We start from the raw sequence: 24,351 nt of genomic DNA, 5'->3' as shown, positions 1-24,351 counted from the left end.
TCAGGTCGCCTTTCCGGGGGCGGGCGGGGTCCACGGCGATTTCATCACCAGCAAAAGAAAAAATTAGAAATCTCCCTCATCCTGGCCTTCTCCCGCTTGGGGGAGAAAGGACCGGGCTGCGTCCGGGGGGTTGCCAATTTGGACGCAGCGTCGCGATTCAAAGCCGTGCGGGGGGGCACCAGGAGTGCCTGCAGGGTTGCCCTGTCGATAAAAATTCTCTATAATTTTCAATGAGTTATGAACTGTTCAGGGTGAGGCATGAAACAGGTGGGACGGTTGTGGGTGATGGGTGCGGTGCTGATGGGGGTGTCCGCCTGCACGGTCATCGAGGGCACGTACAAAGTGGTGAAGGGCACCGTCAAGGGTGTCTATTACATCGGCAAGAACGCGGTGAAGGTGGTGTACTACACCGGCAAGGCGACGTACAAGATCGGCGAGTTCACTTTCGATGTCGTCACCGCGCCGCTCGACTGGCCGCTGATGAACGACGAGATCGACACCATCGACGGCCTGCCGGTGAAAGAAGCCATCCGCCTCGGCCGCGTCAAAAATTCTCCGTACACGGTGAAGGGGCAGAAGTATTATCCGATGAGCGTCAAACAGGCCGAAAGCTACACCGAGGTTGGCATCGCGTCCTGGTACGGGCAGGAGACCTACGATCAGGACGACGGCCACATGACCGCCAATGGTGAGGCGTTCAACCCTGACGGACTCTCCGCCGCGCACAAGTTCCTGCCACTGCCCACCAATGTGCGCGTCACCAATCTGGAGAACGGCCGATCCATCATCGTGCGCGTCAATGATCGCGGTCCGTTTCCCAGCGACCACAACCCCCAATCCGGGCTGCGCATCATCGATCTCAGCCACGGCGCGGCCAAGCGGCTGGGCTTCGACGGCAAGGGCACGGCACGCGTGAAAGTGGAAACGGTTCAGCTCTGAAGAATCTCATGCGGGATGTTCATGCCTCTTCCGGCAGGTCTCCCCGCCGTTCGGCCTTTCGTTGTTCGCACCATTGTTCCAGCGTGGTGGTGGGTGCGCCGAGCAATCGATTGGCCTCGATCGGGTTGCCGTGCTCCCCGGCGCGGCTGAAAAACTCCATCAGCTCCGCGACGAAGCGGATTCTCCGGTCGAACATCAAATAGCCCATGAGCTTCATCGCCCAGATGGGGATGCGGGTGATTTCCTGCTTCCCGTGCATGGCCGCGCAATAGCGCAGGAGCGCCTCTTCCATGGTCATGGCTTCCGGGCCAAAGATGTCGAACTGCCGGCCGACCGTTTCTTTCAGTTGGTATGCATTGAACACCATGTGGGCGTAATCGTCCGCCGCCACCCAGTGGTAGTGGTGCGGCTGTTTGCCGATGAGGCAGGGCGTGTGATCGCGAAAATACAGCGGCAGGGATTCCATGAACTGCGAGCCGCGGAAGATGGTGTGCGGGATGGGGCTTTTGGCAACGGCGGTTTCGGTACGATGTTTCACCGAGGCGTAAGGCACGTGCGGGTGGTTCTCCAGATCGACGGCGTAGGAGATGGTGGACAGGCGTTGCACCCCGGCTTTTTCAGCGGCCCCGAGGATATTGAGCGTGCCCCGGTACTCGATGGCTTCCAGCTGACGGTCGCTGTTGCCGCCCTGCAGGTTGATGTGAACGCCGTCACAGCCTGCGAGTGCGCGGTCGAGCGACGCCGGATCTTCCACGTCGCCCTGACGCAGGTCGAACCCGTCCCCCAGCACCTCGCGCGCCCGGTCCAGGTTGCGGGTGAGCACACGCACGGCACAGCCTTCTTTTTGGAATTTACGCGCGACAGGGTGGCCGAGCATTCCCGTACCGCCGATGATGAGGAGGTTGGAAACCATGCCCCAAGTATAAGTCAACGGGGGGCGGGCACAAGCCCAATCGTTATTTGCGGGAGAAGTCGATGACCAGCCGCTCGACAACGCGGCCGTTCTGCAGGTGTTCGGTGAAGATTTCTTCCATGTCTTCCACCGTTTGCGGGGAGTACCAGACGTCGTCCGGGTACACCACCATGGAGGGGCCGTACTGGCAGGCGTCCAGGCATCCGGCCTTGTTGATGCGGATCTTGCCTTTCAGGCCGCTGTCGTGGACGCGTTTTTTGATATGGTCGAGCAAATCCATCGCACCGCGTGACTGGCAACAGCCGCGCGGGTCGTCTTCCTTGCGCTGGTTGTTGCAGATGAATACGTGACGGGTGAAACGACCCATGTGTGTCCTTGCGGGGGAGTACGGCTCAACTGTCCGGCTTGGGGGTCGCCGAAGAGTGGGTCTCGTATTGTTCCTTGAATTTACCAAAATTGATGTAACTGGTATCGCAACTGTCGGGGAAGACGGTGACGATGACGCCTTTTTTGATCTGGGAGGCCAGACGCAGCGCACCCACCATGGCTCCCGCCGAGGAATGGCCCACCAGGATGCCTTCCTCTTTTTCCAACTGCTCGACCATGTCGTAGGCTTCTTCCGTGGCGACGCTGATCTTGCTGTCCAACTCCTCTTCTTTATAGATGCCGGGCACGATGGACGAGGCCATGTGCTTGAGGCCTTCGATGCCGTGCAGCTCTTCCGCCGGTTCGATGGGGTGGCACTTGATGTCCGGGTTCAGTTCGCGGAAGCGGCGCGTGTTGCCCATGATGGTGCCGCCGGTGCCGATGCCCGCGCAGAAATGCGTGATGCGGCCGTCGGTCTGTTTCCAGATCTCGTTGGCCGTGTGCAGATAATGGGCGCGCCAGTTGGAATCGTTGTTGTACTGGTCCGGCATGAAGTACGCGTCCGGATTGCGCTCGTAGATTTCGCGTGCGAGCAGGATGGCGCCATCGGAGCCTTCGAACGGGCTGGAAGTGACGATTTCCGCGCCGTAGAAGTCGGCCATCATGCCCTTGCGTTCCTTGCTCACGTTGGCGGGCATGACCAGTTTCACGCGGTAGCCCTTGATCTTGCCGATCAGGGCGTAGGCGATGCCGGTGTTGCCGCTGGTGGAGTCGATGATGATTTTATTCTTGGTGAGCTTGCCGGAGGCTTCGCCATCTTCGATCATTTGCAGCGCGGGGCGGGACTTGACGGAGCCGCCTGCATTGCGCCACTCGGCCTTGGCGTAGATCTCCACGTCCGGAAAATCCCGGGTGAGGTTCTGAATCGGGATCATCGGTGTGTTGCCGATCTTTTTCAGGACCGATTCGTCCATGATCACCGGGCAGGCCGGCGCCAGCACTTCCTCGGATATCTTTACCTTAGACATAACACTTAAATTGTATATCAAAACCCAGGCTTGCAGGGAGCCCGAACCGGGTTTTAAGTGAAAACAGGGTTGTCAATTCACCGGGTGCCGCAAAACTCTTCGTAATCAATGAACTCAGTGATGGTGGGCTGTTCACCACATACAGGGCAGTGGACATCCCGCTTCAAATTCATTTTGCGAAACTCGGTTTTCAACGCGTCGTAAATGAGCAACTGCCCCACCAGAGGCGAACCGATGCCCAGAATCAGTTTGATCGTTTCCACGGCCTGGATGTTGCCGATGATGCCGGCCAGCACTCCCAGCACACCGCCTTCCTGGCAGTTCGGCACCAGTCCCGGCGGGGGCGGTTCCGGGTACAGGCAGCGGTAACAGGGCCCCGCACCCGGCTGAAAAATGGTGGCCTGTCCCTCGAAACGGAAGATGCTGCCGTGGATGTTGGTTTTTCCCATCAGCACGCAGGCGTCGTTGATGAGAAAGCGGGTGGAAAAATTGTCGGTGCCGTCCAGCACGTAATCGTAATCTTCAAAAATGCCGCGGATGTTCTGGGAGGAGAGACGCTCGTTGAACACCGTCACCTGCACGTCCGGATTCAGCGCCTGAATGGTTTTTTTGGCGGACTCGGTTTTGAGCATGCCGACGCGCTCGGTGTTGTGCAGGATCTGCCGTTGCAGATTGCTGAGGTCCACCGTATCGAAATCGATGATGCCGATATGGCCGATGCCCGCCGCCGCAAGGTAGTAGCCCGCGGGCGAACCCAGACCCCCGGCGCCGATCAACAGCACGCGCGCGTCCAGCAGCTTGGCCTGGCCGATGCCGCCGACCTCCGGGAGGATGATGTGGCGGCTGTAGCGCTCGATCTGTTCGTCGCTGAAATCCATGAACGACTCTACCGGCCTCCGGCGATGGCGGGGATGATGGAGACTTCGTCGCCGTCCTTGAGCTTGGTCTGCTCGCCTTCCAGGAAGCGGATGTCTTCTTCGTTCAGGTAGATGTTGATGAAACGGCGTGGCGTTCCGTTCTCCTCGCAGATGCGTTCCTTGATCCCGTTGAACTGGGATTCGAGGTCGCTGAGCAACTCCGCGATGGTGCCCCCGTTGGCTGCAACTTCACTCTGGTTGTTGGTGAGCTTCATCAGGGGGGTGGGAATCCTTACTTTTACCGCCATGGTTCGTTTCTCCTTGTTATACCGTTATACCGTTTGAATACACTTCTTCAAAACCGTGGATATTGGGTTCGATGACCGCCGGCATGGCGTACTGATCGTCCAGCGCCTCCAGCGTTTTGAGGCCGTTTCCGGTGACGCAGATCACGGTCAACTCGTCGGGCTTGATGCGTCCCTGCTCGACCAGTTTCTTCGTGACTGCAACGGTGACGCCGCCTGCGGTTTCGGTGAACACGCCTTCCGTCTCCGCCAGCAGCTTCATGCCTTCGACCACCTGTTCGTCGGTGACGTCATCACCCCAGCCACCGCTCTCGCGGGTGGTCTTGATGCCGTAATACCCGTCCGCCGGGTTGCCGATGGCGATGGATTTGGCGATGGTGTTGGGCTTCACCGGCTTGTGCGTGTCCCAGCCGTTCTTGATCGCCGTCGTCACCGGCGAGCATCCCGTCGCCTGCGCCGCGAACACCTTGGTGTTGACCTTGTCGATCAGGCCGAGGTCTTTGAACTCGTGGAACGCTTTCCAGATTTTGGTGATCAGCGAACTGCCTGCAACGGGGACGACCACGTTGTCCGGCGTTCTCCAGCCGAGCTGTTCGGCGATTTCGTAGCCGTACGACTTCGATCCGTCGCCGTAGTAGGGGCGGATGTTGATGTTCACGAAGGCCCACTGGTGCGTGGCGGCGATTTCGCTGCACAGGCGGTTGACGTCGTCGTAACTGCCGCGCACGGCGATGAGCTGGGTGCCGTACACCTGCGTGCACAGGATCTTGCCGCGTTCCAGCCCTTCGGGGATGAAGATGCAGCTCTTGAGCCCGGCTTCCGCCGCGTGCGCCGATACCGAGTTGGCCAGGTTGCCGGTGGAGGCGCAGGAGATGGTGTCGAACCCGAATTCCTTCGCCTTGGTCACCGCCACGGACACCACCCGGTCTTTAAAGGAAAAGGTCGGATGGTTGACCGAGTCGTTCTTCACATACACCTTTTTGAGGCCGAGCGCTTTCGCCAGGTTCTTGGCTTCGATCATCGGCGTGAAGCCGGTGTAGCGGCCGACCTGGGGCTCGCCGTCGATCGGCAGCAGCGGCTGGTACCGCCACATGGAAGGCGGGCCGTCCTGGATCGATTTCCGGCTGATGACCTTGCTGATGCCTTCGTAATCGTAATCGACTTCGAGCGGACCGAAACAGTATTCGCAGACATGGATCGGCAGCTTGTCGTAATTCTTACCGCATTCTTTGCAACGTAAACCTTTGACGTATCCCATAGAGAGCTTTTTGACTAGAAGTATTGATAAAAACTGAAATAGCGTTCACCCGTATCGGGGAGAATGACCACCACATTTTTGCCGGGGCCCAGGTCCTCGGCCACCTTGAACGCCGCGCACAACGCCGCGCCGGAGGAAATACCGGTCAGCAGGCCTTCTTCCTTGGCCAACCGTTGGACATAGCGGAACGCGTCGTCGTCCGAGATGGGACGGATGTCGTCCACAATGTCGAGATTCAGCACCTTGGGTTTGAATCCCGCGCCGATGCCCTGAATCTTGTGCGGCCCTGCCGCTCTGCCGGACAGCACCGCCGACGTCGCCGGCTCCACCCCGATGATTTTCGTGTCGCTGTAATGCGCCTTCAACGCTTCGCCCGCGCCGGTGATGGTGCCGCCGGTGCCGATGCCCGCAATGAACGCGTCCACCTTGTCGCCTTCCATGGCGGAGATGATCTCCGGCCCGGTGGTCTGACGGTGGATCTCCGGGTTGGCCGGGTTGTTGAACTGCTGCGGCATGAAAAAATCCGGATGCTCCGCCACCAGTTCTTCGGCCCGCTCGATGGTGCCCTGCATGCCGAACTCGGCACGGCTGAGTTCCAGCGTGGCACCGAAACTTTCCAGCAGCAAGCGCCGCTCCATGCTCATGTTTTCCGACATCACGAGCACGACTTCGTATCCCTTGAACGCGCCGACCAGCGACAGGCCAATGCCCGTGTTGCCGCTGGTGGGTTCGACAATGGTCGCGCCGGGCTGGATCAATCCCTTTTTCTCGGCGTCTTCGATCATGGCCAGGGCGATGCGGTCTTTCACGCTGCCGCCCGGGTTGTTCGACTCCACTTTCGCCCAGATGCTGGCGCCATGGGACGGCACCACGCGGTTGAGCTTCACCAAAGGCGTGCCGCCGATCAAATCCAGTGAGTTTTCTGATCTAACCTTGAATTTTTCCAACATGCTGGGGGATGGTCACCGTTTAGAAAAGCAAAATGGAAATTATAGGCTATCCGGCCGCGAAGTCAACCACTCGAAGCGTCCTTAAACCATCTCCTTACAATAACTTTTGGGTCGAAATTCAAAGATAGATTATAGCACGCCGTCCGCCCCCCTCATACAGCGATTCCCCAAAATTTTATGAGAATATTGGGCGAGCCAGGTGCCCCGGCCCCGCAAGGTGTGGTAAAATTCAACTGTATATCTATTTTTGTGATCGCACACCTGATTGATTTTTAAGGAATTATGAGCGCCCAATCGCTACTGACCGAAATCAAGAACCACCTGCCGTTCCGGGTTTATGGCAACGGACCGGTCCTCGAGTTGATGCGCGAGATGGGCCTGCGCGTCACCAAGAAGACGCCGCTCATCCTTTCCGGCGTGTACCGCGACAGCGAGTCCGGCGAGATCGTCTGCGAAGTGTCGATGGAGGGGAGCGAAAAATTCAGCGCCGCGCTCGCCAACCTCAAGCTCGACATCACCCACCCCCTTTTCCGCAAAGTCAAAAACTACCGCAATGAAGTCGCCAACGCCCTCGCCGAACCCGACAGCTCCAACGTCAACAGCCAGTCTTTCTCCATGCGCAATTTATACGGCAAGAAGTAGCGCCGGACCCAAAAAGTAGCAGCCTACGGCTGAGGAAATCTTGCTACCTAGTACCTTGCTAACGATGGTCTGAGGGCGTGGATTTCGTCCGAGGCAGATGGCCGATGCCCGGGTGTAGCCCGGTCCCTTCTCCCCTGGCGGGAGAAGGTTAGGATGAGGGGGCTTTATGACTTTTCCTCTTTTCGGGGCATAGCCCCGGTTCCCCCTTGTAAGGGGGGCCAGGGGGGTTCTTCCTTATATGTGATCCTGAGCACCAGCGAAGGTTTTGATACCTCCCCTCAATCCCCTCCTTGTAAAGGAGGGGAAGGGTTCGTCTCCCCCTTTGCGAAGCCGGGTAACACCCAGAGGCAACAGGTTGTATTTGAGATTGAGCCCTCAGACCTTGGTTCGCTGGATGAGCAGTACCCGCCTTCTCCCCTCGTAGAGGGGCTGGGGGGATTTTTCCTTCAGGTGTTTCCGAACATAAGTGAAGGCGTATGGTCTCCTCGCTACCGCGACCCCGCCTCCCTCGCCCAGGCCATCACGAAGTTTCAACAATTGTTAAAGCAAAAACCGAATGTGGAAGAAGCGAAGGAGGGTTGAAGTTGGCGCAATCCTTGAGGAATATTGATAGATAGCCAATTCGGCATATATAATTAATAGCCTGCTTATTTATTTAAGATTCGTTAAGGAGAGTTGAATGTTAAAGAGACTCAAGCCCATTGAAATTCCTAGAGGACCCGAGGAAGATCCTTTTCTTAATGACAAGCTTGGCCGCAAGCAAATTGCTGGCAACCTCAGGAAAATTATAACCACTTCAGATGATTCCTTGGTTTTAAGCGTAAATGCTCCTTGGGGGTTTGGGAAAACGACCTTTGTCGAAATGTGGAGGCAGGAACTAAAAAACCAAGGATACCCGTCGATTTATTTCAACGCTTGGGAATATGATTATGCAACGAACCCATTTTATTCTTTTTTGGGAGAAATTCAGGGGATTGTGGATGGCATGGAGTTGGATCCAGAAAAGAAGGGAGAAGTACGGAAGATAAAGGATAAGCTGGTTAAAAATGCGGGGAAAATGTTTAGAAAATCGATTCCTTTATTCTTACGTTTTGGGACAGGTGGGTTGTTGAGTCTCGATGAAAAGATCGAAAGAGATATATCGAAAGCTTTAGAAAGCTATGTAGAGGAAGCAATCAATGATTATCAGGAAGAAAAGAAAACAATCGAAAGCTTCAAGAAAAACCTGGAAAAGTTCGGTAAGGAGTTCATCAGGCTTAATGAAGCCTACAAGCCACCAATTATTATTTTCGTAGATGAGCTTGATCGATGCCGACCAAATTATGCAATTGAGCTTTTAGAAAATATAAAGCATTTGTTCAGTGTTGAGGGTTATGTTTTTGTGTTGAGCTTGGATAGGGAGCAGTTAGCCCATTCGGTAAAATCTGTTTATGGGGAGGGGATGGATGCGGATGGCTATTTAAGGCGGTTTATTGATCTTGAATTCAATATGCCGGTTCCAGAGGTAGGCAAGTTTTGCAAATTTCTATTGGTCGATTATTTTAAAATAAACCAATATTTGGTTAATAAGTATGGGCAAAATAAAGGTGGAAGCATATCGAGCGAATTGGAATATTTGTTTCTGGGATTTTCCAGAAGTTTCAACTTGAGTTTAAGAAGCATGGGGCAAATTTGCGGTTATTTAAGCTTAGTTATTAAGCTGATAGACGAGGAAGATGTTTGGGGGGCAACACTTTTTCTTTTGTTGTTAAAAGTAAATAATCCGGAAGTTTTAAGAAAGATAAAGAATAATCAAGTTTCTGGGAAAGAGCTTCTTGATATTTTTGAAAGTAAGATAGGCGACAATGAATTTTTGATTAATTCACACTGGGTTCATGTTAAGGCATTTTTGCTTTGTTTGGATTTGAATCCAGATGAGGTAGATCAAGAGGCAAATAGATTAGGTGATAGGGGTAATCAGACTCACTATAGGAGTGCGGCAGACAACGCATTAAAAGAATCCATGCGCTTGTTGCGAAATGTTAAAGGTAGAAAGAATAATTACATAAACTTGATAGAGTTTGTTGGAGAGTTTCAAGTTTAGTTTGTGCAGTTGTACAGTGATCGTATTTCCCTGACAGTGGCTCCTCAGAGTGACATCGCAACGGTTGAGGTGTCATTCCGAGCGTAGCGAGGAATCTATGTTTTCATTCCTTCTATCCAAGATTCCTCGTCGCGTGCCGCGCCTCGGAATACCCTTAAGGAAAAAGCCCCCCAGCCCCCTCCTGTTCAGGAAAGGGAAAAAGAAAGTCACTTGAAAGTTTCTTCGTCGCCTGCGGCTTCTCAGGAAAAAACAGGAAGAAAACCCCCCCTAGCCCCCCTTACAAGGGGGGAATAAAGACTTCTCTCCCTAATCTGTTATCGGTGTGCATCGGTGTTCATCTGTGGTTCAGAGGAAGAACCCCCCTGGCCCCCCTTACAAGGGGGAACGGGGCAATGGCTTAGCTCTTCTCGGAGTTGATGAACTTTTTGAGGAAGGGGAACATGGCACCGCGTTTTTCGATCATTTCCTCACGCGACTTCTTCACGACGTGTTCGTCGATCAGCGCCACACCGCGTTCGGCGGCGAACTTCTCGATGCCCTGCACCACCATGCCGCGCGCGAAACTGGGAATGCGTTCCAGCCGCTGCTTGGCTTCGTCGGTCCAGGTCTGACGGTACTCGACTTCCAGCCCCAGCGTGTCTTCCACTTTCAGCTCGATGGCCTTGCCGCCGTGCTGTCCCGGTTCGTAATCGCAGGACGGGTCTTCCGCCATGTAGTTGCCGGTCTCGGCGAAAGCGCGCGCCCGGCAGCCGGAACACATCGCCGAAAATTCGCACGAACCGCATTTGCCGTCGAGGCCTTTGCGCTCGCGCAGCTGATTCATCAGCGGCGCGTTGTACCACAGGTTTTTGAAGGTGTCGGTGCGCAGGCTGCCCACGGATTCCGCGATGAACGGGCAGGGGGTGAGGTCGCCTTCCGGGCTGATGCGGCTGTAATGCGTGCCCGCCGGGCAACCGCCGGCGTAGGTGCGCTGATAGACGGACTCGGGATCGTTCTCGTACACGACGCGTTTGTACTGCGGCGCGCATTTGGAGTTGATCATCAGGCGGCCTTTGTACTTCATCTGTTCTTTGTACAGAATTTTGAGCGCTTCCTCGTAGGCGGCGTTGCTGATGTCGGTGTTGCCCTGGCCGCGGCCGGTGCAGACGAGGAAGTAGAGGTTGAAGGCCACCGCGCCGATCTTCTCGGCGTAGGCGATGACATCCGGAATCTCCTTGTAGTTCATGTCGGAGACCGACATCTGCACGAGGAAATCGACGCCGACGTCGTTCAAAATGTCGAAGGCTTCCATCGACTTCTCCCACGCTTTCGACACGCCGCGGAACTGGTCGTGCTTGACCGCGTCCATGGAATCGATGCTGATGCCGACGCCGTGCGCTCCGGATTCTTTGATCTTCTTCGCGTTCTCGCGGGTGATGATGGTGCCGTTGGTGCCGAGCACGACCATGAACTTGCGGTCGGCGGCGTAACGGGTGATCTCGTAGATATCCGGACGCAGCAGCGGTTCGCCGCCGGTGAGGATGAGGAACGCGTTGGGGTTGACCTCGGCAATCTGGTCGATCACGTTGAAGCATTCCTGCGTGCTCAATTCGTCCACGCGAAACCCGCCGCGGAAGTCGGCATCGAGGTAGCAATGCTCGCAATTGAGGTTGCAGCGTTTGGTGATGTTCCAGGATATGGAGTAAGCCCGGTAGGGGCTGTTGTTCGGCGTCGGTGAAAAATCGATCTGAGAGGATTCCATGATATAGTCGCGAAACGGGTGTCAAATGGCTCAAATAACGGGCGCTTTGGGCGATCCCGCCGGGGCGGGCCCGGGAGCAAACAAAAATCTTAACACATTATTCCTGAAATGGAAGGGATACGCAAACCCCATGCGTGATTTCCGCCAAATTCTTACAATGCTTGCGCTTGCGCTGCTTCCCCTGTTCGGTCTGGCCTGCGGTGGGGGAGGCTCCGGCGCGTTCACTCTGACCGGGCTCTCTTTGGGCGAACCGGCTTCCGGCAAGGGATCGGCTTCCGGCAAGGGACCGGCTTCCGGCGGCCAGGTGGTGCGGAGCGATCTCGCAGGCCTGCACACGCGCTGGATACCGAGCGCTTACTTCGACCGCAGCATGGATTACACTGGATCACGCTTCCGCGTGTTGCCGCTGGCGCAATTGGTGGAGCGCTTCGGCGACGATGCGACCGATGCGGTGGTGCTGGACTGCTTCGACGATTACGAGGGCCTGCTGCCGGTGGCCGACATCCGCCAGCACGATCTGCACCTGGCGCTGGAACTGGAGATCGACCCGCAATTCAAACGGCCTGGCTGGCTGCAACCGATGCTGGTGGTGGTGCCGGACGGACAGGACGCGCCGCATCAGGAACGGTACATGACGGCGAACATCCGGGCGCTGCGTTTCGTCAAGCGGAGCGACTACTACGCGCCGATCGCCGGCAAACTTTCATCCGAGGAAGCGGTACAGTCGGGTTTTTCGTTTTTCACCGACAACTGCCTGTTCTGCCACGGGCTGGAAGGTGTGGGCGGCAACAAAGGCACGCGCCTGTTGAGGGCCTTCGACTATAAGAAAAACACCGGGCGCGAACGCTTCGAAAACGCCTTCAAGGCGTTCCATCACCCCGGCAATCCCGACAAGCAGAACATGGAGCAGTTTCTGACAGACGGATCGCTCGGGCGCGTCGCGGCGTTCCTGTCGGCGTTGCAGTGAGGGCCGGGCGTGGGCCGGGCTTTTGCCTTTTGACGGGGCTTGTACTAGAATGAACGCACTCAGCCGCCAATGCGCGTATAATGAGTGCAGGAATTGAAAAACAGTTGTGAACCTTCAGGGTTCCTCGTATCGGGAGTTTCAACCGTGTCGTTTTTGACCAGTATCATCGTATTGCTTTTGGTTTCCGTGTTGGAGGTGTTTTCGCTGGCTTGGCTTGCGGAACAGATCAGCACCATCAATGCCATTTCATGGATCATGTTTTCATTCCTCATTGGCATCGTCATGGGACGCGGTTACGGCGAGGAATGGTTCGAGAAAATGCAATGGCATCTGAAGTCCCGTGAAATGCCGGCGGAGGAAGTGATCAACGGCTCTGTGGTGCGGTTCGGCAGTTACCTGCTGTTGATGCCCGGTGCGGTGACCGACCTGATCGGCTTTCTCATCATCATCCCCAAGACCCGCTTCATGTTTCGCGCCATCGCGGTGCGCATGATCAAGAGCAAGATCGCGCGCGGCGAGAAGTGGTTTTTCTTTAAGGAAGCCGAAGCCGGTTGACGCCGGTTTCTCTCACCATGGTGTTTGCCCCGCCTCGAAACCTGCGCGATGAACTCTTGGACCTGGACCAGGCCCCGTTCGAGGAAGTCAAAGACAGCCTGAACGACGTGCGCCGGGTCAACCGCTACCTCAGCGGTTATAAAGTGCTGTTGCACCATATGCGACCGTTTCTGGAATCGCAGCCGCAGGGCGTGCCGCTCGACGTGCTGGATGTGGCGACGGGGTCGGCGGATCAGCCGATCGAACTGGTGCGCATGGCGCGACGCATGAAGCGCCCGATCCGCGTGGTGGCGCTCGACGTCAATGCCAAGATGCTGCGCTACGCGCGCGAGCAAGCAACGCGCTACCCGGAAATCCGCTTCGTGCAGGGCGACGCGAAAGACATGCCGTTCCCCGGCCGTGCCTTCGATGTCGTCATCAACAACCTGGCGTTGCACCATTTTTCGGAAGAGAACGCGCTTGTGCTGCTCGAACAGTTCACGCGGCTGTCGAAACAGGGCGTGGTGGTCAACGACCTGCACCGCAGCCGCATTGCCTGGGCGTCCATCTACCTCCTCACGCGCCTGCTCACGAACAACCGGTTGACGCGTTACGACGCGCCGGTGTCGGTGATGAACGCATTCACGCCGGACGAGTTGCGCGGTCTCGCACAACGCGCCGGGTGGCGGCACTTCAACGTGCATCGGCATTTTCCGTACCGCATCGCGCTGGTGGAGACCAAACCGTCATGATCGATCACGCATTCACAGGGAGCCGCCATGCCTGCCGACTATGATGTGCTGGTGATCGGCGCCGGACCCGCCGGGGCCGCCACGGCCTTGCTGCTCCACGCCAGAGGATACAAGGTGGGTGTGCTCGAACGCGCGCGTTTTCCGCGTGACAAGGTGTGCGGCGAGTTCATCAGTCCCGCCGCCGATGCCATTCTGGAAAAACTGGGTGTGTTGGAGTCGATCGAAGCCACGAAACCGCTGCGCCTGCGTGGGGTGGCGGTGTCGGCGTACGAGGAAGAGGAAGTGGCCATCGATTACCCGGCGCACGAGGGCCGTGCGATGTCGAGTTTGTCGCTGTCCAGATTTTCGTTCGATCACCTGCTGTTCCAGAAAATGAAAGAGCGCGGCATCGATGTGTTGGAAGAACACCAGGTGGACGATCTGGTGTTCGACGCAGGCAATGTCACCGGCGTCACCGGTCGCGATGCCGGCAACCGGCCTTTCGCTTTGAACGCGCGCGTGGTGGTGGATGCGGGCGGGCGCAATGCGGTGTCGCTCAGGCGTATGGGATTGCGTCAACGTCCCAAAACGGGCCGTGGCAAGGTGGCGCTGGCCGCGCACTGGTCAGGCGTGCAGTTCCCCGGCGATTACTGTTACATGCATATCAGCCGTCCCGGCTACACCGGCATGGCGCCGGTGAGTGCGGACGCGGTCAACGTGGTGCTGGTGGTGGACGCCGAGCGCCTGCGCGGCGAAGACGTGGATGCGTTCTACCGGCGCGTGGTCTTGCAGAACCGGCGGCGGCACGACCTGCTGGCAGATGCGGAATTGAACGAGCGCGTGCGCACGGTCGATTCGCTGGCGTTCCAGGTGCAGCCGATTCCCTGCGGTGGACTGGTGCTGGTGGGGGACGCCATGGGCTTCATCGATCCCTTCACCGGCGAGGGCATTTACCTGGGGCTGCGCAGTGCGGAACTGGCGGCGGCGACGTTGGATGTGGCCCTGCAGAAAGGGGATGTGTCGCGTTGGATGCTGGCGCGTTACGACCTGCGGCGGCGGCAGGAGTTTCACAAAAAATTCGTGCTGAGCCGTGCCTTGCAAAAACTGATCTACCGGCCGCGCTGGTGCCGCCGCGTGGTGGGAGTGCTTGCCGACAATCCGGCCCTGGCCGCGACCCTGGTCGGCGTCATCGGCGATTACCTGCCCGCCGGACGGGTGGTGTCTGCCGCCTACCTGACCCGACTCGCTGTCGCCTGGCTGCGCCCCCAGCGTGGGGTGCGGCCCCAGCGTGGGGTGCGGCCCCAGCGTGCGGGGCGGCCCCAGCGTGCGGGGCGGCCTCAACAAAGAGTGCGGCCCGCGGCTTCTCATCACGCGCCGACGCTCGAAAGCCGGCCTCTTCCCGACGAAGGGTGAAGGTTCCCGGCGCAGTCGCGCGGTGAATGCGGCGTCTCAGCCGGCTTCCTGTCCGTTGGTCTCCAGAAGTTTTTCCAACTGGTCCTTTAGATTCAGTTTCCGTTTTTGGAATTTTTTCCGCTCCAGTTCTTGTTCCGGTGTCAGAAAAGGACGTTTGTTGAGTTCTTCGACCTGATGTTTCAGGCGGGTGTGTTCCTCAAACAGGCGTTTGAATTCCGGGATTTCATTCTTGGATTTTTCGATGATTTCCGGATCGATGTCCATGGGTAGGTCTCCTTCCTCATTTATATGATGGATCAACCTTTGAAGTTGAGTTCGGCCTCCGATTTGCGGATGTAATCGATGCGCAGCGAGTTGAGATCGTATTGTTTCGCGTCGTCGAAACGCGATGCCGCCCACAGGGCGGCGCCCGCTGCCACATTGCAGGTCTGCGCTGTGGTGTCCGTCAGGAAACGGTCTCCCAATCGCTGCCGGAACAGGCCGGCGTAAGCCGCAAGGCCGCTGCCGGCAAACAGGGTGGGGCGGTCGATCAAATCGCACAACGCTTCCGGAGCCAGAACCCGGTCCTCCATCTGGCGGGTCCATTGATTCCGCTCGCGGTGAAAGCGGGCGGCGTATACTTGTTGTTTGCGTGCGTCGAGCACGGGGCAGAAGGCATTCACTTCCGTTTGGAGTGTTGCCGTCCAGGCGTCAAACGTAGTCACTCCCACAAACGGTTTTTCCGTGGCCAGCACGAATCCCTTGATAAGACTGAGGCCCACGCGCAGGCCGGTGAACGATCCCGGCCCGGTGGTGACGGCAAATCCATCGACCTCATCCAGGCGCACTCCCGCCTCATCGAGAATCCGATTCATCCATTCCAGCAAGCGGTTGGAGTACGCAGGCTGATCTTCCGCTGTGAATTGTTGGAGAAGAGTTGGGTTTTGTTGGAAGAGGGCAACGCTGCATTGAGGGGTCGATGAGTCGATAGCCAGAATTCTCATCCCTCTCCCTCATCAATGTGGTTGTGTTGAATCCTTTTCATGGCCCCGTATCACCCACAAAAGGCATACCCTTAATACCCTCAACTTAGGTCATTCCCGTCAAAAAGTCAACGCTCGCCCACCGGTGCCCGGACCGCATAAAATAAGGGCTTTGCGGGGTAGAGCGGGTTCAAACACTTGATTCCGTGCCGCAAAAAAAATTAAGAAAAAGGGACGCCGGGCGGCATCCCACACAGGCGGCCCCGGCGTGGACGGACCCGCGTGCAGAGGGGGTACCGCTCCGGCAATGGGTTGGAGAAACGGTTCTTAATTATTGATTTTATTAGGTTTATTTTCTTGACAATGGCGGGGGTTGCGGGTACTTTACTTTTCGGGTACTGATAGAATTGTTATAAGTATTTGAATTTATTGTTATTCAAGTAGTTTGGGTGATGAGGAGGGGACGGACAGGCCGCCATTTCTATCCAAAGGGGAGGACGCTTATGTTCTACCAAGTCAAGATTCTCGATGCCCAGGGCAATGTCAAGCAAGTGATTTCTTCCAACAGGCTGAGTCGCAATCATTGGAAAGACAACGAGGCCCATCAGGACCACAAAATGACTGTGGAATTTGAGGAACTGGAGGACGAGTCTTTGAACGTCCAGACTGTGGCGAGTAAATTATCCGTATTCAAACTGGACGATTCGGTGGATTGAGGGTGGGCCCGGATGGCGCTCTTCGTTTGCTGCCGCTATAATACTATCATTCATTGTTTGCTGTGAATGCGTTGTGATTCCCGGACCGGATGTGCCGGGGCCGAAATGAAATTCGAGATGCCATGTATGTAACCACCGAAAGTGAGCTCGCCGATCTGGTCGATCGACTTCAGGGCTGCACCGAGCTCATCATCGACACGGAATTTGTCCGCGAAAAAACATATTTTCATCGCCTGGGGCTGGTGCAGTTGGCGGCCAATGGGGTTTTCGCCGCAGTGGATCCGATTGCCGTGCCCAATCTCGATCCCTTGATCGACCTGATCAAGCGACGCGACGTGCTCAAGGTGTTCCACGCCGGTAAGCAGGACCTTGAAATTCTGTACCAGCTGGCGGGGGAGGTGATCCAGCCGGTGTTCGACACCCAGGTGGCGGCGGCGATGATCGGCTGGGGCGCGCAGATTTCCTTTGCCAAGCTGGTGAAACGCGCCACCGGCAAACGCCTGCACAAAAACGAAACCTACAGCGACTGGTGCCGCCGCCCGCTGAGCAACAACCAGATTGAATACGCGCTCGACGACGTGCGGTTTCTGGTGCCGGTGTATGAAAAGGTGGTGGCCCAGCTTAAAAAGCTCAATCGGCTGGAGTGGGTGCAGGAGGAATTGAAATCGCTGACCGATGCCGACCAGTTTGAGCTGCCCGATCCCTACACGCAGTTCATGCGCGTCAAAAACGTGCGCACGTTGAAGCCGCGACAGATGGCAGTGCTGCGCGAAGTCGCGGCCTGGCGCGAAATGGAAGCCCGCCGCCGCGATTGCCTCGCCAAGTTCATCATCCGCGACGAAACCCTGTTGCAGATGGCCCGGCAAAATATCGAAACGGTCAAACAACTGCACGATCTGCGTGGCATCAATGGCAAGGAGATCAACCACCACGGCGAGAAGCTGCTGGAATTGATCCAGCGCGGCCGCGCGGTGCCGGAGAGCGAATGCCCGGATTTACCGGAAGGCACCAGCTACGCCACCAACCGCGGCGTTGAAGAACTGCTGGCGGCCTATGTGCAGATCCGCTCCGAGGAGCTGAAGATCGAGCCGCACCTTTTGGCCGACCGCAAACTGATCCACTCGTTCGTCGCCTGCCATGAACAGGAAGAAGGACTGGAAGAGCACCCCCTGTTCGAAGGCTGGCGCAAACACCTGATCGGCAGCGACCTGCACCTGATTCTCGAAGGCCAGCAGGGTCTGATCATCAACAAAAAAGGCCGCGTTACCCTGATCAATCCCCACCCACGGCCCAATCCTTCCTGAAGCAGCAGCAACCAAAAAAACAAAACGCCGATCCCGCGGCGCTCAGGATGGACGCAGCGCATCCCGCGCCCATTCTTTATAAGCGGCAGTGGTGCGCACGGAGGCGAGATCCGGGTCGGTGCGGATGGATGCGACCGGCTGGAAGCCGAGGCGGACTGCCTGCTGGATTGCGCTGAGCGCGGCGTCGGTTTCGTTTTGCAAGGCGTGGTAGCAGGCGAGATTGTAATGGAGGTGCGGGCTGTCCGGTTGCATGGTTTTCAAGGTGTTCAGCGTCTCCCGTGCGGCGTCGAACTTCCTGCCTTTCAGGTAGGCGCTGCTCAGGTTGATGTACACCGCGTGCAGGTGCTTGTCATGGTGCAGCGCCATGTTGTAATTGCGCACGGCTTCCTGCCAGTCGCCGCGATTCAGAAAGCCGTTGCCCTCGTTGTAATGGTGGATGGCCATGCGGTGTTCGCTTTCGGCATCGGTTTTGGAACCCTCCGCATGGGAGTGGTCTGGGTCCTTGCCGCCCGCCGCCAGGGTTTTCGAACCGGACCCTTCCTGCTGTGCCTTTCCGGGGGAGGGGTCGTTGAACCGGGCCTGATCGCTGTACAGGGCCAGGCCCATGAACACGACCGCCAGCACCGGCAGGTAGCGTTGCACTATGTGAGGATGTAGTTTCATACCCTTAGATTACCTGAGGAACGGGGTCGATTGCATCAATAAGAATGAGTCTGTAAACTGCCTGTGGCAGGACTTGCAATCGGCGGCGATTGGTTTAAAATCCGAAAAGCTGTCCTGTCCAGCGCCGCGGCCTGCGGCCGCATTCACCCCCCTGCCATTCCGGGACCTTTCGTCATGACCATTCAGGTATTGCCAGAAAGCCTTGCCAACCAGATCGCTGCCGGCGAAGTGGTGGAGCGTCCGGCTTCCGTCGTCAAGGAACTCATCGAGAACGCCATCGATGCCGGGGCGACGCGCATCCAGATCGAGATCGAGGGGGCGGGCAAGGAATTGATCCAGGTGCGCGACAACGGCTCGGGCATGAATCCGGCGGATGCGAAACTGGCGCTGGCCCGCCACGCCACCAGCAAGATCTCAAAGCCCGGCGACCTGGTCACCATCCACACTCTGGGCTTCCGGGGCGAAGCCCTGCCCAGCATCGCTTCGGTGGCCAAGGTGCGTCTCACCACCTGCCATGCGGAAGGCGAGGCAGGCACGGCAGTGACCGTCGAGGGCGGCCAGCCACCGGTCATCAAGGAAACCGCCTGTCCGCGCGGCACCACGGTGGAGGTGCGGCAATTGTTTTACAACACCCCGGCGCGGCATAAATTTTTGCGCCGCGACAACACCGAGGCGGGCTACATCACGCAGGTGGTGCAGCAGCAGGCTTTGGGACATCCGGACATCCAGTTTTCGCTCACCCACAACGGGCGCACGGTGGTCAACACCCTGCCCACGGAACAGGTGCTGTACCGCATCGCCGAACTGTTCGGGCCGGAACTCACCCGCGAGTTGTTGCGCGTGGAAAAGGAAGAAGGCCGTTACAAAATTGAGGGCTACATATCGAGCCCGATTCTGACGCGATCGAAACGCGACGATCAGTACAGCTTCATCAACCACCGCCACATCCGGGATAAAGTTTTGTTGTCGGCAACGCAGAAGGGATACAGCCACCTGTTGCCACGCGGCCAGCATCCGGTTTTGTTCCTGTATCTCACGATGGACCCGGACCTGCTCGACGTCAACGTGCACCCGGCCAAGGCGGAGGTGCGCTTCGCGTATCAGAGCGAGGTGTACCGGTTCGTGATGGAAGCGATCCAGGAAGCGCTGGCGGGGAATGAAAAACCGGCTGTGCCGGAGCCGGCGCGGGGGCCGGGAGCAGCCGATGGCAGACCCTACGACGCCGTGCCGCACGTGGCCAACGGCGCGGGCAGCGAGTCGTATTCCTCCGTACCGCATCCGCATCTGGAGCGTGGCCCCGGCGTGGGGGGTGGCCCGGCTGGTCCGCCACCGCGTTACCAGCAGACGCATTCTTTTCAGGACGTGGGCCACGCGCTCAAAACATTTTACAGCGGCGGTCCCGCCGGCGCGGCGTCGTCCACGGGACCGTTGCCGCCGGACGTCGATCTGTTCCGCACCAAGCCACGCGCCATCTCGGACATGATCTATTCCGAGTTCGAGCCGTTGGGCCAGCTCAACAACTCGTTCATCATCATGCAGGGGCGGCGTGGCGTGTTGGTGGTGGATCAACACATCGCCCACGAGCGTGTGCTGTACGAACGGTTCAAGAAGGCGGCGGCGGAGCGCAAGGTGGAGATCCAGAATCTGCTGTTCCCGCTGGCGATGGAGTTCGCTCCCGCCGAGGCGGCGGCGCTGGAGCCGGAGCTGGCGGAGCTGGCGAAGCTGGGCCTGGAGATGGAGCCGTTCGGCAACAACGGCTTCCTGCTGCGCTCGGTGCCCGCGATCTTGAAGGCGCACGATCACGAAGCCGTGGTGCGGGAGATCGCCGCCGCGCTCACCCGCGACGAGGCGCATCACAGTTTGCAGGACAAGTACGACGACATCGTGATCATGATGTCCTGCCGCAACGCCATCAAGGTGAACCATCCGATGGAGCTGGATCAGATCCGGAAACTCCTGCACGATCTGGAGTTGACCGAGATGCCGTACACCTGCCCGCACGGCCGGCCCATCGCCCTCCTGTTCGACATCGAAGACATCCTGAAACAGTTTCACCGCAAATAAAAAAGGCGCCCTCCCTGAGGAAGACGCCCGATTCGGTTCCGGAAACGTGCCGGGTCACTTGACCGTGATTTTTTTGATCGATTTGACCATCTTCTTGAGCTTCTGCGTGTTCTTGGCTTTGAGTACTTTTTTCGGCGTGGCCGCGCCGTTGCCGCCCCGTTTGCGGCTCAGCGCCCAGTCCTGCACTTCCTTCAGGCATTTTTCCTTCGAACGCGGCGTCAGTTTGCGGTAATGGCCGAGCAGTTTTTTCTCGTTCGGCGAGGCGGTGATGTAGAAATCTTCCTTGATGCCTTTGAACATCAGCCGGCCTTCGTTCAGCGATCCGCCGACGACCTCGATGCTGTCGGCCTTGACCGGCGGGCGTTCGCTGTCCGGGCGGGTGAGTTCCTGCACGCTGACGCGCGTGGTCAGCAGGCGGTCGAGAGAAATATCGGCCAAACGGGCGAGCTTGATGAGCACCGCCACCGGCGCGTCGCGCTCTCCCGATTCGTAACGCACATAAGTACGGAACCCGATATCCATGATCTGGGCGAAAGCCATCTGCGTGCACTTCAGGCTTTTCCGGATGGTTCGCATGTTTTCAGATAAAACCGTCATAGCACCTCTGCTTGGAAAGTGTTGCCGGAGCCGGGCGGGTTTCTGCCGCCCCCCGCTCCTCTTTCAGTATAAAAAATCAAAGGACGGGTTTTCAAAAAAACATTCCAGTTTCGACCCAATTAAATCGGAGCGGGACCGCCCAAAAGAGGGGGCACAGAGGAGGAAAACGGTGCAGGGAGCGCCCATGCGGCTCAGGCCAGCTCGATGCCGTTTTTGCGCAGAAATTTGTAAGCTTCGTCGATCCAGCGCCGTTCTTTTTCCAGCTTGTAGTCGGGCAGGTCCTTGGAGGAACCGATGATGCTTTTCATGTAGTCGATGGCTTCCTGCTTCTTGCCGCGCTTGTCGAGCAGTTTGGCGTAATGGTAGTACGCCTTGAAGAAGTGGTAGGAGTTGATGACCGCCTCGTAGGTTTCCAGTGCCTTGTCTTCCTGTCCGGACAGGCGGTAGCACTCGGCGAGGCCGAAGATGGCGTTGCCATAATCGAACTTCTTGTCGATCTGCACCAACTCTTCCAGCACCTCGGCGGACTCCGAAAACCGGCCCTGCCCGTAATAGCATTTGGCCAGCCCGTAGCGGGCCTCGTTCATTTCCGGGTCCCGTTTGACGGCTTCCTGAAAGGGTTCGATGGCGAGATCGTACTTTTTCTGTTCCAGGTAAATCTGTCCCAGTTTCTCGTGGTGATACGCCTTGTCGTATTTGCCGATCAATTCCTTGAGTTGCAGCGTTTCTTCCGTGTCCAGCTCCTTGCGGGGCTGGCTGGGCGCGAAAAAAGAAGGCTTGCTCACATTGCTGGATTGGTCGCCGCTGTTGCTGCTGCTCGGCGCCGACACCCGGTTTTTGACGGCAAAAAAGTAAGCGATGGCACCCACCGGCATGAGCACGATCATCACGATGATCCAGACGAAATGCTCCTTGCGGTTGATGCAGTCGATGCACATGTATGTGGTGAAGATCAGTGAGGCGATCCAGAACAGTTCGGTCATGAAAAAGCTTTTTCGGAAAAGGCCAAAGCCCCCTGTCTTTCAACGATTTGGTTGGACTCGTTCAGCAGCAGGGTTTTGGGTTTGTAATCATTACTTTTATTTACACTCATCATACCATAAGCCGCAATTATAATGCGATCATTTCTCTCCACCATCCGCGCTGCCGCGCCGTTGACGGAAATGCGGCCCGAATTGCGCGGTCCGGGGATGACATAGGTGAGAAACCGGTTGCCGTTGTTGATGTCGTAAATGTGCACCTGCTCGTAAGGCAGGATGTCCACTTCCTCCATCAGCACCTCATCGATTTCAATGCTGCCTTCGTATTCGATATCGCGATCGGTGACCGTGGCGCGGTGCAGCTTGGCGGTCAGCATGGTTCTTTGCATGGCACTCTCTCAATCAAGCAGTTATCGATCAATCTGGCTTTCCCGACAAACACCGCCAGGGCCACCAGCACATTGTCCTGAATGACATCCAACTCTTCAAACGTGTCCGCATTGCAAACCGAAACGTAATCGATGCGCGTTTCCGCGTGCAAGGCGAACTTTTCCTCAATTTCCCGGCGCAGGCGGGCGGCGTCGGTTTCTCCCGCCTCGATGCGTTGCCGGGCCTGCTCCAGCGCCCGGCTTAAGGACAGCGCGATTTCGCGTTGGGCCGGGTTCAGGTACTGATTGCGCGAACTTTTGGCCAGCCCGTCGGCATCGCGCACGATGGGCAGGCCCACCACCGACACGTTCACATTCAGGTCTTCCACCATGCGGCGGATCACCTGCAACTGCTGGCGGTCCTTTTCGCCGAAATAGGCGGTGTCGGGTTGCACGATGAGGAACAGTTTCAACACCACCGTGGTCACCCCCTCGAAGAATCCGGGACGGCTTTCGCCGCAGAGATGGCCGGTGAGGTCTTCCACGGTCACCGTCGTCTGGAATCCGTGCGGATACATGTCGCCGCGTGTCGGCAGAAACACCGCATCCACTCCCAAAGGCTCCAGCAGGTTGCGGTCGGCGTCCCAGTTCGCAGGGTACGTGTCGAGGTCCTCGCCGGGGCCGAACTGCTTCGGGTTGACGAAGATGCTGACCACCGTGCGGTCGCAATCGGCCCGCGACCGTTTCACCAGGCTCAGGTGACCGTCGTGCAGGGCTCCCATGGTGGGCACGAAGCCCAGAGTCCGGCCCGCCTGGCGGACCTGGCGCGACCAGGCTTTCATCTCTGGAATGCTGCGAAGGATCTCCATGACGCCATGCTCCGGGGTTCTCAGGAAGAACCCTGGTTGCCTGCCTCCCTGAGCGGTTTGCGTTTCAAATCGTAAGCATGCTCCGCGCCGGGGAAGGCGCTGCTGCGAACCTCGTCCAGATAGTGCTGGACCGCATTCTGCACGGCCTCTCCCAGCTCGGCGTAGCGTTTGACGAACTTGGGCGTGAACTCCTGATTGAGGCCCAACAGGTCGTTCAGCACCAGAATCTGTCCGTCGCACTCCTTGCCCGCGCCGATGCCGATGGTGGGGATATCGAGTTCGGAGGTGATTTCCGCCGCCAGTTCCGCCGGAATGGCTTCCAGAACAATGGCGAAGACCCCGGCTTTTTGCAGGGCCAGCGCGTCTTTTTTGATCTGGCGGGCGTCGTAATAATTCTTGCCCTGCACGCGATAGCCGCCGAACTGGTGGATCGACTGCGGCGTCAGGCCGATGTGTCCCATCACCGAGATGCCCGCATCGACCACCGTGCGGATGCGTCCGGCGAGCTTCGTGCCGCCCTCCATCTTCACCGCTTCGGCGCCACCTTCCTGAATGAAACGGCCCGCATTGCGCAACGTTTCTTCGTCCGAGACGTGATACGACATGAACGGCATGTCACCGACCACGAGGGCGCGGCCAATACCACGGCGCACGGCGCGTGTATGGTGGATCATCTCGTCCATGGTTACCGGCAGGGTGGTGTCGTAACCGAGCGACACCATGCCGACGGAGTCGCCCACCAGCACCAGATCGAGTTCGAGGTCGTCCAGAAGACGCGCCATCGAGTAGTCGTAGGCGGTGAGGGCGGTGATTTTGCGTCCGTTCTTTTTGCGCTCCAGAAGAGCGGGCAAAGTCATGCGTTGCGCGTTCATGGGGGCACACTTTGGTGAAGCCGGGATGCCGGGGGACCGACGGGGTCCCAAGACTTGGGGGAGGGAGGGTGCAAACCTTTCAGGGGCCGCATTTCCAAGGAGGGCTTCGGGTCAGGGACCTTCGGCTCGGCGGCTGCCTGAATTGTAAGGTATCGACGTTTGCTGGCTTGAAGCCCGTTGCCGGGTCTCCTACCGCGTCTGACCTTGTGCTGGCTCGGTGTCACTCCGT

The 24,351-nt window shown here is 57.7% G+C and carries 26 protein-coding genes; 10 read left to right on the top strand and 16 right to left on the bottom strand.

Translation table 11 applies throughout. From position 1 onward, the window contains the following. Positions 1-258: 258 nt before the first annotated feature. The gene (locus tag QML71_RS09205; RefSeq protein WP_282011626.1) at positions 259-939 is read left to right on the top strand and encodes a septal ring lytic transglycosylase RlpA family protein; all 681 of its coding nucleotides are present in this window, start codon (positions 259-261) and stop codon (positions 937-939) included. 19 nt (positions 940-958) lie between these two features. On the opposite strand, the gene QML71_RS09200 is transcribed toward QML71_RS09205, so the two are convergent. The 7 genes from QML71_RS09200 to cysK all read right to left on the bottom strand — a co-directional run bounded on the left by QML71_RS09200 (position 959) and on the right by cysK (position 6,616). Then, on the bottom strand, positions 959-1,852 hold the full coding sequence (locus QML71_RS09200) for an SDR family oxidoreductase (protein WP_282011625.1): 894 nt from the start codon (positions 1,850-1,852) through the stop codon (positions 959-961). A 43-nt stretch (positions 1,853-1,895) separates the two neighbouring features. After that, positions 1,896-2,219 (bottom strand): (2Fe-2S) ferredoxin domain-containing protein, encoded by a 324-nt coding sequence (locus tag QML71_RS09195; protein WP_005009439.1) that lies wholly within the window; start codon positions 2,217-2,219, stop codon positions 1,896-1,898. A 25-nt stretch (positions 2,220-2,244) separates the two neighbouring features. Beyond that, entirely contained in the window at positions 2,245-3,246 is a 1,002-nt protein-coding gene (locus tag QML71_RS09190) for a PLP-dependent cysteine synthase family protein (RefSeq protein ID WP_282011624.1), read from the bottom strand. A 77-nt stretch (positions 3,247-3,323) separates the two neighbouring features. After that, a complete protein-coding gene (gene moeB, locus QML71_RS09185; RefSeq protein WP_282011623.1) occupies positions 3,324-4,124 on the bottom strand; it encodes a molybdopterin-synthase adenylyltransferase MoeB in 801 nt (266 codons plus the stop codon). Positions 4,125-4,132: 8 nt separating this feature from the next. Next, entirely contained in the window at positions 4,133-4,411 is a 279-nt protein-coding gene (locus QML71_RS09180) for a MoaD/ThiS family protein (RefSeq protein ID WP_282011622.1), read from the bottom strand. A 16-nt stretch (positions 4,412-4,427) separates the two neighbouring features. Next, on the bottom strand, positions 4,428-5,666 hold the full coding sequence (gene thrC / locus QML71_RS09175) for a threonine synthase (protein WP_282011621.1): 1,239 nt from the start codon (positions 5,664-5,666) through the stop codon (positions 4,428-4,430). Positions 5,667-5,680: 14 nt separating this feature from the next. Further along, complete coding sequence (gene cysK / locus QML71_RS09170; protein WP_282011620.1) at positions 5,681-6,616, bottom strand: cysteine synthase A; 936 nt, start codon at positions 6,614-6,616, stop codon at positions 5,681-5,683. Positions 6,617-6,898: 282 nt separating this feature from the next. Between cysK and QML71_RS09165 the strand changes: the two genes are divergently transcribed. Then, positions 6,899-7,258: a hypothetical protein gene (locus QML71_RS09165; RefSeq protein WP_282011619.1), complete on the top strand. Its 360-nt coding sequence runs from the start codon at positions 6,899-6,901 to the stop codon at positions 7,256-7,258. Between the two features lie 679 nt (positions 7,259-7,937). Next, positions 7,938-9,341 (top strand): KAP family P-loop NTPase fold protein, encoded by a 1,404-nt coding sequence (locus QML71_RS09160; protein WP_282011618.1) that lies wholly within the window; start codon positions 7,938-7,940, stop codon positions 9,339-9,341. 397 nt (positions 9,342-9,738) lie between these two features. Here the strand turns inward: QML71_RS09160 and QML71_RS09155 are convergent, their stop codons facing one another. Further along, entirely contained in the window at positions 9,739-11,082 is a 1,344-nt protein-coding gene (locus QML71_RS09155; protein WP_282011617.1) for a radical SAM/SPASM domain-containing protein, read from the bottom strand. Positions 11,083-11,212: 130 nt separating this feature from the next. Here QML71_RS09155 and QML71_RS09150 point away from each other — a divergent pair, with 130 nt between their 5' ends. The 4 genes from QML71_RS09150 (at position 11,213) to QML71_RS09135 (ending at position 14,727) form a co-directional block, all read left to right on the top strand. After that, complete coding sequence (locus QML71_RS09150; RefSeq protein ID WP_282011616.1) at positions 11,213-12,049, top strand: hypothetical protein; 837 nt, start codon at positions 11,213-11,215, stop codon at positions 12,047-12,049. Positions 12,050-12,193: 144 nt separating this feature from the next. Next, entirely contained in the window at positions 12,194-12,604 is a 411-nt protein-coding gene (locus tag QML71_RS09145) for an FxsA family protein (protein WP_282011615.1), read from the top strand. After that, complete coding sequence (locus QML71_RS09140) at positions 12,601-13,335, top strand: methyltransferase domain-containing protein (RefSeq protein ID WP_282011614.1); 735 nt, start codon at positions 12,601-12,603, stop codon at positions 13,333-13,335. Before QML71_RS09145 ends, QML71_RS09140 begins: the two co-directional genes overlap by 4 nt. A gap of 27 nt (positions 13,336-13,362) precedes the next feature. Next, on the top strand, positions 13,363-14,727 hold the full coding sequence (locus tag QML71_RS09135; RefSeq protein ID WP_282011613.1) for an NAD(P)/FAD-dependent oxidoreductase: 1,365 nt from the start codon (positions 13,363-13,365) through the stop codon (positions 14,725-14,727). A gap of 36 nt (positions 14,728-14,763) precedes the next feature. On the opposite strand, the gene QML71_RS09130 is transcribed toward QML71_RS09135, so the two are convergent. Continuing rightward, complete coding sequence (locus QML71_RS09130) at positions 14,764-14,991, bottom strand: HP1242/YdcH family protein (protein WP_282011612.1); 228 nt, start codon at positions 14,989-14,991, stop codon at positions 14,764-14,766. 32 nt (positions 14,992-15,023) lie between these two features. Continuing rightward, the gene (gene tsaB / locus QML71_RS09125) at positions 15,024-15,710 is read right to left on the bottom strand and encodes a tRNA (adenosine(37)-N6)-threonylcarbamoyltransferase complex dimerization subunit type 1 TsaB (protein ID WP_282011611.1); all 687 of its coding nucleotides are present in this window, start codon (positions 15,708-15,710) and stop codon (positions 15,024-15,026) included. Positions 15,711-16,192: 482 nt separating this feature from the next. Between tsaB and QML71_RS09120 the strand changes: the two genes are divergently transcribed. Beyond that, positions 16,193-16,405: a hypothetical protein gene (locus tag QML71_RS09120; RefSeq protein WP_282011610.1), complete on the top strand. Its 213-nt coding sequence runs from the start codon at positions 16,193-16,195 to the stop codon at positions 16,403-16,405. A gap of 122 nt (positions 16,406-16,527) precedes the next feature. Beyond that, positions 16,528-17,709: a ribonuclease D gene (gene rnd / locus QML71_RS09115; RefSeq protein ID WP_282011609.1), complete on the top strand. Its 1,182-nt coding sequence runs from the start codon at positions 16,528-16,530 to the stop codon at positions 17,707-17,709. A 42-nt stretch (positions 17,710-17,751) separates the two neighbouring features. Here the strand turns inward: rnd and QML71_RS09110 are convergent, their stop codons facing one another. Further along, positions 17,752-18,372: a TPR end-of-group domain-containing protein gene (locus QML71_RS09110; protein WP_282011608.1), complete on the bottom strand. Its 621-nt coding sequence runs from the start codon at positions 18,370-18,372 to the stop codon at positions 17,752-17,754. A gap of 174 nt (positions 18,373-18,546) precedes the next feature. On the opposite strand from QML71_RS09110, the gene mutL reads away from it, so the two are divergent. Then, the gene (mutL, locus tag QML71_RS09105) at positions 18,547-20,436 is read left to right on the top strand and encodes a DNA mismatch repair endonuclease MutL (protein WP_282011607.1); all 1,890 of its coding nucleotides are present in this window, start codon (positions 18,547-18,549) and stop codon (positions 20,434-20,436) included. 54 nt (positions 20,437-20,490) lie between these two features. Here the strand turns inward: mutL and QML71_RS09100 are convergent, their stop codons facing one another. From QML71_RS09100 to panB, 5 genes are all read right to left on the bottom strand, one after another. Beyond that, positions 20,491-21,033 carry a helix-turn-helix domain-containing protein gene (locus QML71_RS09100; protein ID WP_282011606.1) on the bottom strand — a complete coding sequence of 181 codons (543 nt, stop codon included), beginning with the start codon at positions 21,031-21,033 and terminating at the stop codon, positions 20,491-20,493. Between the two features lie 191 nt (positions 21,034-21,224). Next, entirely contained in the window at positions 21,225-22,016 is a 792-nt protein-coding gene (locus QML71_RS09095; protein ID WP_282011605.1) for a tetratricopeptide repeat protein, read from the bottom strand. Further along, on the bottom strand, positions 22,013-22,402 hold the full coding sequence (gene panD, locus QML71_RS09090; protein ID WP_282011604.1) for an aspartate 1-decarboxylase: 390 nt from the start codon (positions 22,400-22,402) through the stop codon (positions 22,013-22,015). Before panD ends, QML71_RS09095 begins: the two co-directional genes overlap by 4 nt. Then, complete coding sequence (panC, locus tag QML71_RS09085) at positions 22,384-23,250, bottom strand: pantoate--beta-alanine ligase (RefSeq protein WP_282011603.1); 867 nt, start codon at positions 23,248-23,250, stop codon at positions 22,384-22,386. The genes panD and panC overlap by 19 nt, the downstream gene beginning before the upstream one ends. Positions 23,251-23,270: 20 nt before the next feature. Continuing rightward, a complete protein-coding gene (panB, locus tag QML71_RS09080) occupies positions 23,271-24,122 on the bottom strand; it encodes a 3-methyl-2-oxobutanoate hydroxymethyltransferase (RefSeq protein ID WP_282011602.1) in 852 nt (283 codons plus the stop codon). Between the last annotated feature and the right edge of the window lie 229 nt (positions 24,123-24,351).

Origin of the sequence: Nitrospina watsonii (genome assembly GCF_946900835.1) — a bacterium.
In the GTDB taxonomy this organism is placed as follows: domain Bacteria; phylum Nitrospinota; class Nitrospinia; order Nitrospinales; family Nitrospinaceae; genus Nitrospina; species Nitrospina watsonii.
This window is presented reverse-complemented; position numbering and strand designations above follow the sequence as displayed.

What these genes read in the sequence shown, in the direction of transcription:
- QML71_RS09205 (WP_282011626.1), top strand. Translation starts at nt 259, where the DNA reads ATGAAACAGGTGGGACGGTTGTGGGTGATGGGTGCGGTGCTGATGGGG.
- QML71_RS09200 (WP_282011625.1), bottom strand. Translation starts at nt 1,852, where the DNA reads ATGGTTTCCAACCTCCTCATCATCGGCGGTACGGGAATGCTCGGCCAC.
- QML71_RS09195 (WP_005009439.1), bottom strand. Translation starts at nt 2,219, where the DNA reads ATGGGTCGTTTCACCCGTCACGTATTCATCTGCAACAACCAGCGCAAG.
- QML71_RS09190 (WP_282011624.1), bottom strand. Translation starts at nt 3,246, where the DNA reads ATGTCTAAGGTAAAGATATCCGAGGAAGTGCTGGCGCCGGCCTGCCCG.
- moeB (WP_282011623.1), bottom strand. Translation starts at nt 4,124, where the DNA reads ATGGATTTCAGCGACGAACAGATCGAGCGCTACAGCCGCCACATCATC.
- QML71_RS09180 (WP_282011622.1), bottom strand. Translation starts at nt 4,411, where the DNA reads ATGGCGGTAAAAGTAAGGATTCCCACCCCCCTGATGAAGCTCACCAAC.
- thrC (WP_282011621.1), bottom strand. Translation starts at nt 5,666, where the DNA reads ATGGGATACGTCAAAGGTTTACGTTGCAAAGAATGCGGTAAGAATTAC.
- cysK (WP_282011620.1), bottom strand. Translation starts at nt 6,616, where the DNA reads ATGTTGGAAAAATTCAAGGTTAGATCAGAAAACTCACTGGATTTGATC.
- QML71_RS09165 (WP_282011619.1), top strand. Translation starts at nt 6,899, where the DNA reads ATGAGCGCCCAATCGCTACTGACCGAAATCAAGAACCACCTGCCGTTC.
- QML71_RS09160 (WP_282011618.1), top strand. Translation starts at nt 7,938, where the DNA reads ATGTTAAAGAGACTCAAGCCCATTGAAATTCCTAGAGGACCCGAGGAA.
- QML71_RS09155 (WP_282011617.1), bottom strand. Translation starts at nt 11,082, where the DNA reads ATGGAATCCTCTCAGATCGATTTTTCACCGACGCCGAACAACAGCCCC.
- QML71_RS09150 (WP_282011616.1), top strand. Translation starts at nt 11,213, where the DNA reads ATGCGTGATTTCCGCCAAATTCTTACAATGCTTGCGCTTGCGCTGCTT.
- QML71_RS09135 (WP_282011613.1), top strand. Translation starts at nt 13,363, where the DNA reads ATGCCTGCCGACTATGATGTGCTGGTGATCGGCGCCGGACCCGCCGGG.
- QML71_RS09130 (WP_282011612.1), bottom strand. Translation starts at nt 14,991, where the DNA reads ATGGACATCGATCCGGAAATCATCGAAAAATCCAAGAATGAAATCCCG.
- tsaB (WP_282011611.1), bottom strand. Translation starts at nt 15,710, where the DNA reads ATGAGAATTCTGGCTATCGACTCATCGACCCCTCAATGCAGCGTTGCC.
- QML71_RS09120 (WP_282011610.1), top strand. Translation starts at nt 16,193, where the DNA reads ATGTTCTACCAAGTCAAGATTCTCGATGCCCAGGGCAATGTCAAGCAA.
- rnd (WP_282011609.1), top strand. Translation starts at nt 16,528, where the DNA reads ATGTATGTAACCACCGAAAGTGAGCTCGCCGATCTGGTCGATCGACTT.
- QML71_RS09110 (WP_282011608.1), bottom strand. Translation starts at nt 18,372, where the DNA reads ATGAAACTACATCCTCACATAGTGCAACGCTACCTGCCGGTGCTGGCG.
- mutL (WP_282011607.1), top strand. Translation starts at nt 18,547, where the DNA reads ATGACCATTCAGGTATTGCCAGAAAGCCTTGCCAACCAGATCGCTGCC.
- QML71_RS09100 (WP_282011606.1), bottom strand. Translation starts at nt 21,033, where the DNA reads ATGACGGTTTTATCTGAAAACATGCGAACCATCCGGAAAAGCCTGAAG.
- QML71_RS09095 (WP_282011605.1), bottom strand. Translation starts at nt 22,016, where the DNA reads ATGACCGAACTGTTCTGGATCGCCTCACTGATCTTCACCACATACATG.
- panD (WP_282011604.1), bottom strand. Translation starts at nt 22,402, where the DNA reads ATGCAAAGAACCATGCTGACCGCCAAGCTGCACCGCGCCACGGTCACC.
- panC (WP_282011603.1), bottom strand. Translation starts at nt 23,250, where the DNA reads ATGGAGATCCTTCGCAGCATTCCAGAGATGAAAGCCTGGTCGCGCCAG.
- panB (WP_282011602.1), bottom strand. Translation starts at nt 24,122, where the DNA reads ATGAACGCGCAACGCATGACTTTGCCCGCTCTTCTGGAGCGCAAAAAG.